The 15863-nt window shown below is 46.5% G+C and carries 11 protein-coding genes; 2 read left to right on the top strand and 9 right to left on the bottom strand.

All coding sequences use genetic code 11. The annotated features are described in order from the left end of the window. Positions 1-74: 74 nt before the first annotated feature. Complete coding sequence (locus tag OL444_RS09035; RefSeq protein ID WP_264733541.1) at positions 75-1307, top strand: NADP-dependent isocitrate dehydrogenase; 1233 nt, start codon at positions 75-77, stop codon at positions 1305-1307. Positions 1308-1391: 84 nt separating this feature from the next. Here OL444_RS09035 and OL444_RS09030 read toward each other — a convergent pair whose 3' ends face one another. The 7 genes from OL444_RS09030 to OL444_RS09000 all read right to left on the bottom strand — a co-directional run bounded on the left by OL444_RS09030 (position 1392) and on the right by OL444_RS09000 (position 8753). Further along, positions 1392-3062 carry a L,D-transpeptidase family protein gene (locus OL444_RS09030; protein ID WP_264733542.1) on the bottom strand — a complete coding sequence of 557 codons (1671 nt, stop codon included), beginning with the start codon at positions 3060-3062 and terminating at the stop codon, positions 1392-1394. 312 nt (positions 3063-3374) lie between these two features. Further along, positions 3375-3947, bottom strand: a complete 573-nt coding sequence (locus OL444_RS09025; protein WP_264733543.1) for a helix-turn-helix domain-containing protein — start codon at positions 3945-3947, stop codon at positions 3375-3377. 5 nt (positions 3948-3952) lie between these two features. Next, positions 3953-4813, bottom strand: coding sequence for a hypothetical protein (locus tag OL444_RS09020; RefSeq protein WP_264733544.1), 861 nt, complete (start codon positions 4811-4813; stop codon positions 3953-3955). Between the two features lie 15 nt (positions 4814-4828). After that, the gene (locus OL444_RS09015; protein ID WP_264733545.1) at positions 4829-5374 is read right to left on the bottom strand and encodes a heavy-metal-associated domain-containing protein; all 546 of its coding nucleotides are present in this window, start codon (positions 5372-5374) and stop codon (positions 4829-4831) included. An 82-nt stretch (positions 5375-5456) separates the two neighbouring features. Continuing rightward, positions 5457-5852 (bottom strand): HYC_CC_PP family protein, encoded by a 396-nt coding sequence (locus tag OL444_RS09010; RefSeq protein ID WP_264752015.1) that lies wholly within the window; start codon positions 5850-5852, stop codon positions 5457-5459. 84 nt (positions 5853-5936) lie between these two features. Beyond that, on the bottom strand, positions 5937-7913 hold the full coding sequence (locus OL444_RS09005) for a putative porin (RefSeq protein ID WP_264733547.1): 1977 nt from the start codon (positions 7911-7913) through the stop codon (positions 5937-5939). An 18-nt stretch (positions 7914-7931) separates the two neighbouring features. Then, positions 7932-8753, bottom strand: coding sequence for a purine-nucleoside phosphorylase (locus OL444_RS09000; RefSeq protein ID WP_264733548.1), 822 nt, complete (start codon positions 8751-8753; stop codon positions 7932-7934). A gap of 126 nt (positions 8754-8879) precedes the next feature. On the opposite strand from OL444_RS09000, the gene sucC reads away from it, so the two are divergent. Beyond that, positions 8880-10094, top strand: a complete 1215-nt coding sequence (gene sucC, locus OL444_RS08995) for an ADP-forming succinate--CoA ligase subunit beta (protein WP_264733549.1) — start codon at positions 8880-8882, stop codon at positions 10092-10094. Positions 10095-10170: 76 nt separating this feature from the next. Here the strand turns inward: sucC and OL444_RS08990 are convergent, their stop codons facing one another. Beyond that, the gene (locus OL444_RS08990; protein WP_264733550.1) at positions 10171-12579 is read right to left on the bottom strand and encodes a penicillin-binding protein 1A; all 2409 of its coding nucleotides are present in this window, start codon (positions 12577-12579) and stop codon (positions 10171-10173) included. Positions 12580-12807: 228 nt separating this feature from the next. Continuing rightward, the gene (porW, locus tag OL444_RS08985) at positions 12808-15816 is read right to left on the bottom strand and encodes a type IX secretion system periplasmic lipoprotein PorW/SprE (RefSeq protein WP_264752014.1); all 3009 of its coding nucleotides are present in this window, start codon (positions 15814-15816) and stop codon (positions 12808-12810) included. Positions 15817-15863 lie beyond the last annotated feature (47 nt).

Here is a 15863-nt window from a genome sequence, read left to right as displayed (position 1 = left end):
TTATCCCGTAGTGGGACTTGCTTGAATAGTTGTTCGTATAATTGCTTTTAATCTAATTATTAAAAAAACCCGAAATGGCAGGAAAAATTAAAGTCGCTAATCCGGTGGTAGAACTGGATGGAGATGAGATGACCCGGATCATCTGGAAATTTATTAAGGATAAACTGATACTTCCATACCTGGATGTTGAAATTAAATATTATGACCTGGGCATGGAGCATCGCGATGCGACCAACGACCAGGTTACTATTGACGCTGCCAACGCCATCAGGGAAGTAGGCGTAGGTATCAAATGCGCTACCATCACTCCTGATGAAGCCCGCGTAGAAGAATTCAAGCTGAAACAAATGTGGAAATCACCAAACGGCACTATCCGTAACATCCTGGATGGTACTGTTTTCCGTGAGCCCATTGTGATGAAAAACGTACCACGCCTGGTGCCTAACTGGACAGCTCCGATCTGCATCGGCCGTCATGCTTTTGGTGACCAATACCGTGCTACTGACTTTATTACCAAAGGAAAAGGTAAACTGACCATCAAATTTGAAGGCGAAAACGGCGAAGTGATCGAACATGAAGTGTACAACTTCAAAGGAGATGGCGTTGCCCTGGCGATGTACAACACCGACGAATCTATCAAAGGATTTGCCCGTGCATGTTTCAACCAGGCACTGATGAAAAAATGGCCGCTCTACCTGAGCACCAAAAATACCATCCTGAAAAAATACGATGGCCGCTTCAAGGATATCTTCGAAGAAGTATATCAACAGGAGTTCAAAGCTGAATTTGATAAAAACGGCTTAACCTACGAGCACCGCCTCATCGATGACATGGTGGCGAGCGCCCTGAAATGGAATGGTAACTTCGTATGGGCCTGCAAAAACTACGATGGCGACGTACAGTCCGACACCGTAGCACAAGGCTTTGGTTCCCTCGGTCTCATGACTTCCACCCTGATCACTCCGGATGGTAAAACCATGGAAGCAGAAGCGGCACACGGTACCGTTACCCGCCACTACCGCGACCACCAGGCTGGTAAACCAACTTCCACCAACCCTATCGCTTCCATCTTCGCATGGACCCGCGGTCTGGAATTCCGTGGTAAACTGGATAACAACCAGGAACTGATCAACTTCTGTCAGGCACTGGAACAGGTTTGTATCGAAACCGTTGAAAGCGGCAAAATGACAAAAGACCTGGCTGTTTGTATCCACGGTAATAAAGTGGAACACGGTAAACACTACCTGTACACTGAAGAGTTCCTGCAGGAACTGGACAACGCTTTAAAAGCAAAATTGCAGCACTAAGTCACACTGCATAAAATATAAAAGCCGGAAGAGGAATGGTATAACACCCTACTCTTCCGGCTTTCTCTTTATTACGAAACAGGATTACCGTCCCATCTTTCTGGCCAGTACTTTATCTTCTCCGTAAATATCATCATAAAACACCAGCTTGCCCTGCTGACCTTCTGCTGTAAAATACCGCAGGTACAACGGTATCCGGCGTGGCAGGTCCACCTGTCTTTTTTCTTCCCGCTCCACCCATACCGGCAGGCTATCACTCAGATGTCTTACCGTATCTGTCCGTACCAGGTATTGCGCCAGGCTGTCCCATTGCTGCACCCGCACACAACCATGACTCATCGCCCGCATGGAGTTTTTAAACAATCCGCGGTTATTGGTATCATGCAGGTACACACTGTATTTATTCCGGAAATTAAATTTCATAATGCCCAGTGAGTTATCAATACCATCCATTTGCCGCAATACATACGGGAAATGGTTTTTACTCAGCTTCTGCCAGTCTATCGTCAGCGGATCTACGGTGTTGCCATTACGGTCAATTACTTCCAGATTTTTGGATGCCAGGTAACCTACATTCCGCTGAATAGCCGGCAGCATTTCTTTGAATACAATGCTGTAAGGCACCCGCCAGTAAGGGAACATCATGAAGTTGGTCATGTAGGAGTTGAGCACCGGCGTACGGTTGCGCGGCGTACCTACAATCACACGCGACTCCAGCCGTACTTCCCCACTGTCGACCACCCGCAGGGTATACCCGGGTACGTTTACCATGATATACTGCTGTGGCAAGGTATCGGGCAGCTTCCGCCACCGGTCCATATTTACCGCCACCTGTTTCAGCCAGTCCCCCATAGACCGGTTCATAGCGATCACGGTTCTGCGGCCCGCTACTCCATCCGGATAAATGTTAAATTCCCGCTGGAAGGCTTTGATACCTGTTTTCAGTGTAGTCGTGTCCGTGATAGGGCCACCGGAGGTATCCAGGTGACCTGTCTGCACCAATCTGTTTACGAGCAGTTCCCGGAAAGCCAGTGTATCCGTGTAGTTTAGCGGCAACGTATCCCAATGGGATTCGGCATATTTGGCTTTAAAGGTTAAGATACCTTCTTTCAGGGCCTGATAACCGGCATGTACCGGCTCCAGTTCATGCAATACACCCGCCACATTCTTATCTTGTAAGGCTTGTTGCAACTTGCTTTGCAGTACGTCTTCGGTAAAAACGGAATCCTGTCTGAAGGTAATACTATCCCGTGGGCCTGTGCCAAAATGCAGGTCTGATGCCATTTTCATGAAGGCGTCTGTCAACATTACATCTGCCTTTGCCCACAGGGCTGCATCTTTTTTCGCCGTGGCATCTGTATCCAGTTGCTGTAAGGCAGCCGTTAAGGCAGGTTCATGATAATGTGCCGGTAATAATCCCAGCTCATCAGCATGCTGCACCAGGTACAGCATAGAATCTACGGCCGGATTAAAGGCGCCGTTTTTTGACCACTGTGCAGCAGCTTTGTTTTGTTGATAAAAATCCTGGATAGCCTTTGTGCTGAAGGCTTTCGTGCTGTCTTCCATCCAGCCTTCATTATCTTCCAGGATAGAGAGCCGTTCGGTGATATTTTCGGTAACCACTTCATCCAGCTGTCTGACGTTGGCGACAATCTGTTTTTGTTTGGGGGCGTTATGCTTCTTTTTATTTCCACAGGCTAACAACAAGCAAACTCCTGTTCCACATAACAAACTAATACTAAAAACTCTTTTCATTGGTAGTTAATCACTAAAGTGAATCCAGCCCTTTGCAAATACTGTGCTGGAAAATTTTCCCGCCGGAAAGTGACAGGGGAACACAGTCGCCATACATACAGCATCTGAGTTCCCCTGCTTATCCGCTAACGGAAATATATAATACGCTTTACTTACAGCAACTTTTTTTTACAAACAAAGATTGTAAAAATTTCAGCACGGCTATGATTCCTTTTTTCATTCTCCAGGTTTTTTAAAAAAGAGGCTACGATATCCTGTAACCTCTTTTTAAACTAAAACTAAAACAACAACTTATAATGATCTCTGTATATCTTATAATTTATCCAACGGTATGCGGGCCGGGTCCTGCAGTTGTTTAAACTGACTGGGCGTAAGGCCGGTTACCTTTTTAAACTGCCCGGATAAATGGGCCACACTGCTATATCCTAGCTGATAACTGATTTCACTTAAACTCAACTCCTTATATACCAGCAATTCTTTAACCCGTTCAATTTTTTGCTGAATGATGTATTGCTCAATGGTAGTGCCTTCCATTTCAGAAAAAAGATTACTGAGGTAATGATAATCTTTTTGCAATTTACCTGCCAGTAATGTAGAAAAATTTTCTTTCATTTCCTCCAGGTCGGTATAATGAACAGTTTGTACAATGATACTTTTTATGGCAGCCACCAATTGCTGCTTTTTATCGTCGATCAGTAAAAACCCTTCCGTTTCGAGCGCCGCTGCCACCTGCTGCAACTGTGCAGCAGATAAGGATTCCGCCACAACTGCCTTCCCCAGTTCAATCTCTTCCACCTGCAACGTTGCTGCTTCCAGCGTTTCCCTGACTACTTTGATACAACGGGGGCAAACCATATTTTTTATGAACAGTGTTGTTGCTGGCATACCCGTCATTTTTTATTAATGTTAAAAATATTATGCTCTATCCGGACTAAAAAGGAGTTGTACATATTACGCGGCATATTGCCGGCTAACTGCGTGCGATAAGACAGATCCAACCGGGTTGTACTATTGAAAATGAGCTGTATGGCCGGTGCTATATCCAGATAAGCGCCACGGGCTATTGCGTCTGTATTGGTTTTACCCAGAAACTCCATATACAGGTTCAGATTCGTTTGTCCATAATGCCGGTACTTCACAGGCAGCAGCAGATATCCTGCCGAAAAACTGTAATTGACCTCATTTTTGGAAAATTCTGCCGGAATATTATCCTTCAGGTTGTTCATGTAACGGGTATATCCCAACGTAGTAGACAGCGCCAGCTTATGCAGCAGCTGTGTAGCCACAATACCACCGCTGGCTCCGGAGGTAGCTCCTTCCAGGTCGAGTTCGCGGTTATTATACAGCTCTTTCATGCCGTGAGACATGTCAGGATAATACGGATTATCGATAACCGACCCTTTCACATAGGCAGCCATCCGAAAATGCGCATGCTGCTGATCCAGCGACAGGAAACGGTATTTGGCATATACACTACCGCCCTCTGCCCGGATAGAAGGCTGCATCATATTAGAGGCATATCCGATCACATGCACCATCAGTTTTTTGTTGATGCCCCACATCACTTCCGGCTCAAAGCGCATACCGGTAACCCCGCTATGCTCCATTTGAAAGAACTTATTGGACAACCTGATACCCAGCGAATTCGCAGGCATATTACTGGCCGGCTCTGCATTTACATACAGCTCCTGCGCCTGGCTTACCTGACTGATACCCAGTAACAGGGCCGCGGCTATTAGTATTTTCTTCATATATCCGACCCCGTATTAAATAGTGACATGATAAATTCTTTTGGAAGCCGGTGTAGCATCGGGCTTGCAACAATCACTCATCATGCCTGTCTGGTAGCAGGACATACTGGTTGTGGTACTGAATTTTTTGAATTGTTTGGCAGAAACAAAGTGCTTGTCGATAACGGTCATCAACTTTTCACCGTTCAGCACCTGGTCTTTAATCTGCATAAAATGCAGTGTATTACCTCCAAAGGTAAGGTGGGTATCGTTCTGTACTTTCACCCCATCGAACTGGGCGGCTACCACCAGTTTTCCTACAGAAAATCCGGCGTCTTCCACCTTTTGTCTGATGGCATCAATATTCACCGGTACACCTGATTTGAAGGTCAGTTCAAAGGTGGTACTATTGAGGTCTGTATCTATTTTGTCTACAAACGGCAAGGTTTGCAGGGCTTCAAAAGTAGCCCGGGAACACATGGCGCAGGTAAGACCGGTTGCCTGTAAACTTGCTTTTTTGTATTGTGCCTGTACGCCAAAAGAAATGCCCAGCGCGAGCAGTATAATGGATATTGTTTTCATGATCTGATTTTTTTGTGAGATAATTACAGCATTGCATACGGATAAATTCCTCTCCAAAAGGAGGTATCCAAAACAGGCTGTATCAGATCAGAAATGTACAGTTCAGGAGAAATACAGGGGCAGCTGTAATATCCGGCGGATCGTGCGGATGGTGCCCTGTTGAAAATTGGCTGACTACTGGTATCGCGGGAACCCGTAATACTTTTACCGGCAGCTGCAAATCCAGGGTCGTGAGCGAAAAATGTTGCTGTATAGCTTTGGCTGCCTGATGGGATTCAGTAACCTTACAATATTTAAACTCATTCTTGCAGCAGTTCATGCTTTTTACCGGCTTGCCACATTTGGCACATTGATCTTCCGGCGACTGCTGCAGCGCTACAGATGTCAGTTTGCCCATGCAGTAATGCACGTTTATCGTAAACCCGCTGGTGAGCGTAGTATACAGTAAGGCAAATAATATGACAAAAAAGCGTTGCATGTAGTCTACAAAAATACGGTATAAAGCTGAAAAGTGCAAACCGCCACTCCTGCCGGCCTGAGCCGGGGAATGGCGGATATACGATTAATTGATGAACCACCATCTCAATCCTACCCGGAAAGAGAAATTGTTGTAAGGATAGAGTGGCGCTGCAAAATTATTTTTAGCAAAGAAGGTATTCAGGTTCTCTGCCCGCACATAAGCGGAGAAGGATTTGATCCGGAAATTGGCAAATGCTGCCAGATCCGGGAAGTTGTATTTCACTTTTACGGAGTCCTGGTAAATAAACTGGCCTGTTATCGGAGAATAATCATCTGCATAATAATCGGTATTGTAACGTACTTCCACACCGGTCATCAGGTTCAGGTTTTTATACAACCGTTTTTCAAAGGCAAAACGGTGGCGTGTCCAGAAAGCAGGCACATTTACCGGGGCATTGCCATGCACCTGCTGGAAAGCGATGTCGGCATACCAGGCAAATGGTTCCAGTGAAAACTTCTTGCTGAATACAATCTGCAGGAGGTTAAAGAGAGATTTATACTGATCACTGTGATAATAATCCTTGAAATAGGTATAATTATTAAAGAGGAAATAATTCACAGCCAGGTTGTATTTCAGTTTTCTGCTTTCTGTTGCAAACTGCAGCTGGGTAATGTTTTCCTTAGTCAGCTCTGTATTATACCAGGTATCCCGGGTACTGTTGAAATACTTGTATACATAGGAAGGTTCCCGGTTTACGTTGGTAAACGTTAACCGCATATCTCCCAGGAAATCGTTCAGGTGCCGTTGTAACATACCTGCGACACTGTAATCTCCGCGGTTCTGGCCCAGTACATAAAATTCTCCTTTGGCAGAGAAGTCCCATAGCTTATTCCGGGTTTTATTGCGGTATTCACCATGCAATGCCAGGTTGGAAAAGTTGATATTGGCATCCAGGAAGGTACCGGTAATACTTTCAAAACGGGCCCCCGCTTTAATAAAGTGCCCCAGGTTACCCCGGATCGGAAACTGTATCAGCGACAGGTCATTGGAGATCATCTTCCATACATGTTTGGCCTGGAGGGTGTCTGCAGATGGCGCAAAGTCGTAGTGCATGCGGTAAAACCCGGTATCCGGTACAGCATCTATAAACTGATAGTTACTATTCTGGTAATTGAAGGTATACTGAACGCGGAAAACCGGATCAAACTTATAGTAGTCAGTTGTATCGTTGACGTGTATACTATCGCCGCGGCCCCAGTCATACTGTTGCTGAAGCAATAATCCGGTTTCCTGGTACTGCGATTTTACGGGACTGCTGGTACCGAAAAAGCCATAGGAGCGGGATACAGAATTCCCCAGAAATACCGGTACGTTCCGGCGTTGTTTGTAGGAAGGATCATCCAGGATGGAATCTGCCCGGATACCGCCGTTTTCGCCGCCATTGATCTTGTTGTAGTAAAAACTGAGGTAGGTATTGGCCCGTTTGTTTTTACTCTGATAATGTGCCGTCAGCCGGTAGGTATCGTGGTTAGAGTTCTGTGTACGAAAAAATCCGGGGGCGTTTACCTTGCGGTAATCGAACGCGAAATTAAAACGCTCCGTGCGGTTTTGCGTATGGGTGATACCGATAATCTGTTCCTGTTTACCGCCCACCAGGTAGCTCAGCTCCGAATAAGGCCGGGTAGTATGATAAAAACGGGCATTCTGGTGAGAATTGCTGTAGATATCATAGGAATGGAAGCCTGCATCAAATCCGGGCTTCATCAGTGGCGTAAAAATAAGATTCCGGGCCGCACTCCCGCTGTTACCCAGGGTAGCGTAGGTAGCAGGTACTTTCAGGTAATTGAGCTGAAAGTCTGCTACAGAGGAGTCTATGGTAAAATCTGTTGGCTCACCGAGATACCGGTAAGTCAGCGTAAGGGTATCCAATTCGTGTTCGTGTCTGGAAGTATCCCGCTGCATTTTACTGGTGCCGCCACCGCCGCCGCCTGTGTTGCCAAAGCGGCCGGTATTAAACTGTGCCATCAATTGAGCGCCGCTTAAGAACAGCAGGGCTATGATAATAAGAAGTTGCCTCATCCGAAAATGAAAATGCGTTTATAGTTGCCGGATTAATTCACTAAAGATAAGCGTAAGCTTGGGTTCAGCTGCATGGGCTGCTTCCAGCACTTCCTCATGGGTGATCACATTTTCTTCTTCCCGGATACCGATGTCGGTAATCACACTCATGGCAAATACTTTCAAACCGGCATGTGCTGCTACAATTACTTCCGGTACGGTACTCATACCTACGGCGTCGCCGCCAATGATGTGCATGTATTTGTACTCCGCCCGGGTTTCAAAGGTGGGTCCCTGCACCCCTACATATACGCCTGTATGTAAAGATATATTGTTATCAGCTGCAATTTTATACGCTGCGTCGATCAGTGATTTGGCATAGGGCTCACTCATATCCGGGAAACGGGGTCCCAGTTCGTCTTCATTTTTGCCCCGCAAAGGATGCTCCGGCTGCAGGTTGATGTGATCTTTGATCACCATCAGGTCACCTACCTGGAAAGCATGATTCATGCCGCCGGCGGCATTGGAAATAAATAAAGTATGTATTCCTAAAGCTTTCATGACCCTCACCGGGAAGGTTACCTGCTTCATGGAGAAGCCTTCATAAAAGTGGAAACGGCCTGCCATGGCTACTACAGGCTTACCCTGCATATACCCTAAAATCAGCTTGCCGGAATGTCCTTCTACTGTAGATACCGGAAAATGAGGAATATCGCTGTATGGAATGGATACGCTGTTTTCAATATCTTTTGCCAGGTTACCCAGGCCGCTACCTAATATAATACCTGCTATCGGTGTGTCTTGCCAGTGTTTTCTGATAAATTCAGCCGCTGCTGTAATCTGCGCAGTTAATTCACTCATCTGTTTATATATTGGTTAAAAGTCGGATTTTAAACAAACCCGCGCAAAGTTATTTTTTAATTCACAAAAGACTGCAGTTTTATATTTAAATCATAATGACCTATTTTAGCGGCAAATTTTATTCCGATGAACTTACACGAGTACCAGGCTAAAGAACTGTTGAAAAAATATAATGTACCGGTACAGGAAGGTATCCCGGTAGATACGCCTGAAGCGGCCGCAGAGGCTTACAAACAACTGAAAGTGCAATTTGGTAATGAATTTGCCGTTGTAAAGGCGCAAATCCATGCTGGTGGACGCGGTAAGGGTAAAATCCGTGGTACAGAGCAGCGCGGTGTGGCAGTTGGAAAAAATGCAGAAGACGTTAAAACCATAGCAGGCAATATCCTGGGAGGCACCCTGGTTACCATCCAGACCGGCGATGCTGGTAAACTGGTAAACAAAGTGCTGGTAGCACAGGACGTTTATTATCCAGGTCCTAACCCGGTAAAAGAATTCTACCTGTCTATCCTGCTGGATCGTGCTAAAAGCCAGAACGTGATCATGTACTCCACAGAAGGTGGTATGGATATCGAAGAAGTAGCACACAGCACACCAGAAAAAATATTCAAAGAGTGGGTAAAACCAAACATGCCCCTGCAGCCATTCCAGGCACGTAATATCGCTTTCAACCTCGGTTTAAGCGGTGAGGCGTTCAAAAACATGGTGAAATTCGTTTCCAGCCTGTACAACGCTTACGTAGGACTGGATTGCAGCATGCTGGAAATCAACCCACTGTTCAAAACCAGCGATGAAAAAATCGTTGCCGTAGATGCGAAAGTAAACCTGGATGACAACGCCCTGCTGCGTCATCCTGATCTGGAAGCACTGCGTGATATCACAGAAGAAGATCCGACAGAAGTAGAAGCCAGCAAATTTAACCTGAACTTCGTAAAACTGGACGGTAACGTAGGTTGTATGGTAAACGGTGCCGGTCTGGCCATGGCTACTATGGACATGATCAAACTGAGCGGCGGTGAACCAGCTAACTTCCTGGACGTAGGTGGTACTGCCAACGCACAGACTGTAGAAGCAGGTTTCCGTATCATCCTGAAAGATCCTAAAGTAAAAGCTATCCTGATCAATATCTTCGGTGGTATTGTTCGTTGCGACAGGGTTGCACAGGGTGTTATTGATGCCTACCAGTCTATCGGTAACATCACCGTACCGATCATCGTACGTTTACAAGGTACCAACGCTGCAGAAGCTAAAAAACTGATTGAAGACAGCGGCCTGAAAGTACAGTCTGCCATCCTCCTCAGCGAAGCAGCTGCACTGGTTAACAAAGCAGTAAGCGCTTAATCATTCATCTCTTTTGATATAAAAAAATCCCCCCCCGCTGTAGCGGGGGGGGATTTTTTTATCTGCTTACCTGTTATTATTCTCCTTTCTTAGGCGGATATACGGCTTTCGGAGGAGCAGGTTTATTATCTTCTTTTTCTTTTTCCTTCTCTTTCTCTTTTGGTTTGACTACCGGATCATTAGCCGGTTTGTCTGCACCCGGATTGGCGAAATCATTTTCACTACCATTGCCATTACCATAATCGCCATAGTCACTTTCAGAGCCATTTCCTACGTTTTCTGCTTCTGCGCCCGGTTTTACATTGGACTCATAGTTCAGGTGTACATCATCATCACTCATATTGGTTGGCGACAGGAAATGATCACTGGTGCTAACTTTCAGGGTAGGATCCGCATATACTTTCTGCATGAAGTAAGCCCATATCGGTAAGCCGGTATTAGCCCCCTGACCAATCGCAGTAGTGCTGAAGTGGATAAAGTTATTTTCACAACCTACCCAGGCGCCTGCCAGCAGTTTAGGTGTATAGCCAATAAACCAGCCATCGGTATTATCGTTGGTAGTACCGGTTTTACCCGCCATCTCTCCCTGCATATTGTAACGGGAGCGGGAACGGGCACCGGTGCCGCCGGGCTGCATTACGCCCTGCATCATTTTCACCATGGTAAAGGATTCTTTCTCACTGATCACCTCACGCTTCACAGGGGCGAATGTTTCCAGGATATTACCATTCCGGTCTTCAATACGGGTAATATAAATAGGTTTGGTATTGATGCCTCGTCCAGGGAACATTGTGTAGGCGCGCAGCATTTCGTACAGCGACAACTCAGAGGTACCCAGCGCAATGGAAGGATAAGGCAATATTTCACTTTCAAAGCCGATCTTGTTTTGGGCAAAGTCGGCAAACGCTTTGGCGCCGATTTGTTTGATCAGGTAGGCCGATACCAGGTTCAGCGACCGGGCCAGCGCACCTGCCATAGTAATACTACCGCCCACGCTACCTTCTGAGTTCCTTGTCAGGGTCCAGTTACCAATGGTTACCGGCTCGTTGGGCAATACCGTATTCGGAGACATACCATTCATGATGGCAAAGCAATACAGGAAAGGTTTAAAGGTAGAACCCACCTGACGACGGGTTTTGGCTACGTGATCGTTTTTGAAATAACGGAAATCCGGTCCGCCCACCCAGGCTTTTACTTCACCACTTTCCGGGTCCATGGCCATAAAGCCCGCCTGCAATACGGCACGCATATACTTAATGGAATCCATTGGCGTCATCACAGTATCTACTTCATTCAGATCCGGTTCGGTGCTGCTTTTCCAGGAGAATACTTTCATCCGGGTAGGCGTATTGAATGCCCGGGCAATCGTGGAGTCGGAGGCGTCATCGTCTTTCATGGCGCGGTAACGATCCGATTCTTTCATGTATTTATCCAGGTATTTAGGCCATTTCTTCCATACATTGCCACTTTTCACATCTGCCTGGGCCGACAGGAATTTCTGCAGCGTCTGGAGATGTTTGGCTACGGCTTCTTCTGCATACAGCTGCATCCGGGGATTGATAGTGGTATATACTTTCAGGCCATCACGGTACAGATTATAATCGGAACCATCCGCTTTTTTATGTTCTTTACACCAGCCTTTCAGCTCATCCCGTAATACTTCCCGGAAATAAGGCGCCAGTCCTTTGTTATGATCTATTTTATTATAGTGCAGTACAATGGGTTTGCTCTTGGCATTCGCTGCTTCTGCCGGGGTAATAAATCCGGATTCCACCATGTTGTCGATCACCGTATTGCGGCGGTTCAGCGCCAGTTGCGGGTTACGACGGGGATTATAGATGGTGTTTCCTTTCAGCATCCCCACCAGGATAGCCGCTTCTTCGATAGATAAATGGCCGGCATCTTTACTGAAAAAAGTACGTGCGCCATTTTCAATACCATATACGTTATCTCCGAATGCTACGGTATTCAGGTACAGTGTAAGGATTTCCTGTTTGGTGAAATTCCTTTCCAGCTTTACGGCAATGATCCATTCCTGTAATTTCTGGAATGCCCGGCCTATCGGGTTACCGGAACGTTGTTTACCCAGGTTATCGGCCTGCAGGTTCAGGGCCAGCTGTTGGGTAATGGTACTGGAACCACGCTTTTTACCGATCAGCAGATAAAAAGGAATGGCCATGGTGCCTTTGGCATCAATACCAGAGTTATCATAAAACCGGGTTTCTTCTGTTGCAATCAGGGCATTGATCACATTTTTGGAGATCTCATTGTAATCACTGCTGGAACGGTCTACCTGGTAATATTTACCCAGGATGGTACCATCATCAGCTATTACTTCCGAAGCCAGGGCAGCACGGGGATTCTCCAGCTCCTCCATAGAAGGCATGTTGCCAATAACCCGGAAATTAATGAGTAATACAAAGAGAACAATAAATGCCAGAATGCCAAACGCCACACGCCACAATATTTTCACCGATTTTTTCATGCGCTATATGATTTGTTTTTAGGCCCCGCCACCAGCTTTTACGGGCGGTAACCTGCTATGTTGGCTATATAAAATATTTTTTCAATAGATATTGTGTAACAGCAATAAACAAGCCGGTTGCCAAGCGGTTTGACCAACAAAGCTATTTAAAATTTACAGATTTTATGATGTCTGCGCTTAGATATTTAGTTTACCTGATATATTTTCCGGCAGCAGCCCGTTTGCATTCTATTGTGTCACATAGTTATCTACGAAAAATTTACGGTAGCCGGTCAGGTCTTTGGTGCTGTTTAATAAAATAAAGTTATCCCTGGAGATCACAAAGAAAGAATACTCTGTAGACCGGATCCTGGGAATGATATTCACGGAAGCTTCATCCCGGATCTCGTCAAAATATGCCAGCGCCTTGTCTTCATTGGGGAAAAGGCGGAAGATGAGCATAATATCGTTTGGTGTCAGCACAAAACTGCCCACTTCTATTTTATCATTGGCATGTTTGGAAGCATTATACCGGGTAAACTGATTCAGGCCTTCGTCCATCAGCTCTTTGGAAACCCGCTGGAAGGACAATACCACAAAGAAAGGATTATCTGCACTCAGTTTATAAGGCGTTATTGGCTTCACAGGAGCAATAGTAGCAATGGGCGTCGGGGTTTTACCGGCAATGGCCGTATTTATTTTTGCCGAATCCACGGAAGCCGCTTTCGCGCCATTCAACCTGTCTGCCAGCACTGGTTGCGGGTTTTGCCAGGGGTAGCGCATAGAAATATTTTCATCTACCACAGAACTGCCATCAGCTGATTTTTTCAATTCCAGTTTGGCGAGGTAATCTACCAGCTCTCCTCTGTGATTCAGCACATCCAGCAAGGTTTGGGCCTGGGCACGAATCGCATTGTCTGCCGGATATTTGGCAATCACCCCCTCCACTGCCTTACGGGAAAGCTGCAGGGTATCATTGGCATATAACGTATCTGTTCTTACAATGATCATGGCCTCCAGCAGGTCAAATTTAGGCTGCAGGAAGTTAAATCCGAAAGTGGAATCTGCTTGTTTTTTCTGGGCCATGGCACCGGCAAAATCGCCGTTACGGAAAGCGGTATAAGCCGCATTGTAAGCGTTGGTAATAGCTTTCTTTTTCTCTACGTCAATATCATTGAGGCCACCGGAGCGGATAATATCGGCAAAATTGGTATTTCCATATTGATTCAGCACCAGATCCTTATACCGGGCTGCTTCCGCACCATGATTCATCTTTCCGTGCCAGATATACAGCGAATACAATACTTCCGGCTTACGCGGATGTACCGGATGTTTCAGCAACAGGGTATCGTAGGTTTCTATGGCCAGGGAACGATTATCCAGTTTATCGTGATACAGTTTACCCAGATCGAACCAGGCATCCTGGTTCTTTTTGACAGACTGCGCAAAGCTTTCTTTGCTGAGCGGTAAGCCTACAGCCAGTTTAGCACCGGTAATACTATCCGGCGACAGATTATCTGCCGTTTCCTTAGGAGCGTCGAGCATTTCGATAGGCGCATTGCTGTTGGCAGCATTAACCACCCCATTCTGACTCCGGCGCCAGTTATCCACAGCCTGACGGGTACCCCACCGGCGTTTAAATTCCGAGAAACCAGCCGCTTTACTGGATGGATTATAGAAATACCAATCACCGGCGGCTTCTTTTGGAGAATAGGCATTGACGCCGTTATTATTCATAGCAAAAGCCGGGTTGTTCGTGGGATTGGCGGCCTGCATGGCTTCTGCCTTTTTCTTTTCTGCCGCTGCAACACGGAGAGCACCGGCCATCTTTTCAAGGAAGATGTTACGGTCAGATTCCGACATCCCGGCAATCCGCTGCAGACTGTCTTCGCGGTGAATAACCGCCAGTTTTTCCGCTACATCCGTGAGTACTTCCTTACGCGTTTGCACAGTAGCCGCATCCACGAAGTCGGCTGTCATCACGCTGGCAGTGCTGTCGTAATATTTTTTAGCATCCAGGTAACTACGCTGATCATAATAGATATCAGCGATACCTTTATAGGTAAGTGTACGTTGTACCTGGTTGTTGCTGGGTTCTTTGAGCGACAGCTGCATATAGTTGAGCGCAGCAGCAGGATCCTGGGGATAATGCAACGTTCCCATGGTGTACAGAATAGCATCCCGGAAACTGGAAAAGCGTTCTTTTCTCATCATCTTCCGCAATACCGCCATACTTTCATCCAGCTTGCCGGTAGTGAGCACATTCATTTTGGCAATCTGCAACCTGGCCTGGAAATCCATCATGGGGTCCGGTTTCAGGCTGATTACTTTTTTGAACTGCGTCAGGGCGGAATCTGCATGTTTTTGTCTGACGTACAGTTGTCCCAGTATAAAGGACATCCTGGCTTTGGCCACTTTATCCCGGCTTTTGGCAATAGCCAGTTTCATGGGATCAATGGTTTCTTCATAGCGTCCCTGTACATAGTTGCTGTAGGCGCGTACTTCTGCCAGGCCGCCATCCAGGCGGTGCGGGAAGTTGGGATCGGTATGCAGGATGTTGAGCAGGGCCTGTACTTCGTCGTATTCCTTTTGTTCGAGCAATGTTTTTGCGCGCCACAGGAAGGCGTCGTTACGGGCAGATTTATGTTTGAAACGACCGAAAAAGCCTTTTCTTTTTTCCCGGGTAGCGATGGAGAACTGATCCTGTTCATTGGCCCCGATCACCGTTTTGTAGTCGGTTTTCTTTTTAGGGGCAAAGGTGATATTAATATATTGGAAGGTCTTATTGGCATTATCCAGGTCTCCTTCGTAGAAGTAGGCGCGGCCCATCAGCAGGAAACAGTCATCAATCCACTTACCTCTCGGGTCGTGCAGCTGGATGGCCATGTTGGTTTTTTCGATCACGGAGTCCAGCTCATTCTTGCTGTAGCCCTGATTTTGCAGGCTGGCAGAATAAAAAGGCAGTAATACGTTGTAGTTGTCCTGCCCATCGCGGCTTACCGTAGCCACTACCCTTTCCAGCTTCACTCTGGCATGGAAGTAATAGTTAAAACGGGTGGCCATATTCTGAAAAAACTTACGTTTCCAGTTCCAGCGTTTCTTTTCCAGCATGATTTCAGAAGGCGGACGACGGTCCTGCACACGCGACTCACGGGGCTTGATGAGTGGCTTGTTAAATAACTTGCGGGGCGCATTGTCTGGGGTTTGCTCCTGCGATGTTGGTTGCTGCGGCTTCCTTTGGGGCGTATGCTGTGCCAAAAGAGCCGGTATTCCCAGGCAAAGCGAAATAAAGACAAGTACCAGAT

The sequence above is a fragment of the Chitinophaga nivalis genome, assembly GCF_025989125.1.
GTDB lineage: Bacteria > Bacteroidota > Bacteroidia > Chitinophagales > Chitinophagaceae > Chitinophaga > Chitinophaga nivalis.
This window is presented reverse-complemented; position numbering and strand designations above follow the sequence as displayed.

Excerpts from the sequence above, each read along its gene's own strand:
- OL444_RS09035 (WP_264733541.1), top strand. The coding sequence starts at position 75 with ATGGCAGGAAAAATTAAAGTCGCTAATCCGGTGGTAGAACTGGATGGA.
- OL444_RS09030 (WP_264733542.1), bottom strand. The coding sequence starts at position 3,062 with ATGAAAAGAGTTTTTAGTATTAGTTTGTTATGTGGAACAGGAGTTTGC.
- OL444_RS09025 (WP_264733543.1), bottom strand. The coding sequence starts at position 3,947 with ATGCCAGCAACAACACTGTTCATAAAAAATATGGTTTGCCCCCGTTGT.
- OL444_RS09020 (WP_264733544.1), bottom strand. The coding sequence starts at position 4,813 with ATGAAGAAAATACTAATAGCCGCGGCCCTGTTACTGGGTATCAGTCAG.
- OL444_RS09015 (WP_264733545.1), bottom strand. The coding sequence starts at position 5,374 with ATGAAAACAATATCCATTATACTGCTCGCGCTGGGCATTTCTTTTGGC.
- OL444_RS09010 (WP_264752015.1), bottom strand. The coding sequence starts at position 5,852 with ATGCAACGCTTTTTTGTCATATTATTTGCCTTACTGTATACTACGCTC.
- OL444_RS09005 (WP_264733547.1), bottom strand. The coding sequence starts at position 7,913 with ATGAGGCAACTTCTTATTATCATAGCCCTGCTGTTCTTAAGCGGCGCT.
- OL444_RS09000 (WP_264733548.1), bottom strand. The coding sequence starts at position 8,753 with ATGAGTGAATTAACTGCGCAGATTACAGCAGCGGCTGAATTTATCAGA.
- sucC (WP_264733549.1), top strand. The coding sequence starts at position 8,880 with ATGAACTTACACGAGTACCAGGCTAAAGAACTGTTGAAAAAATATAAT.
- OL444_RS08990 (WP_264733550.1), bottom strand. The coding sequence starts at position 12,579 with ATGAAAAAATCGGTGAAAATATTGTGGCGTGTGGCGTTTGGCATTCTG.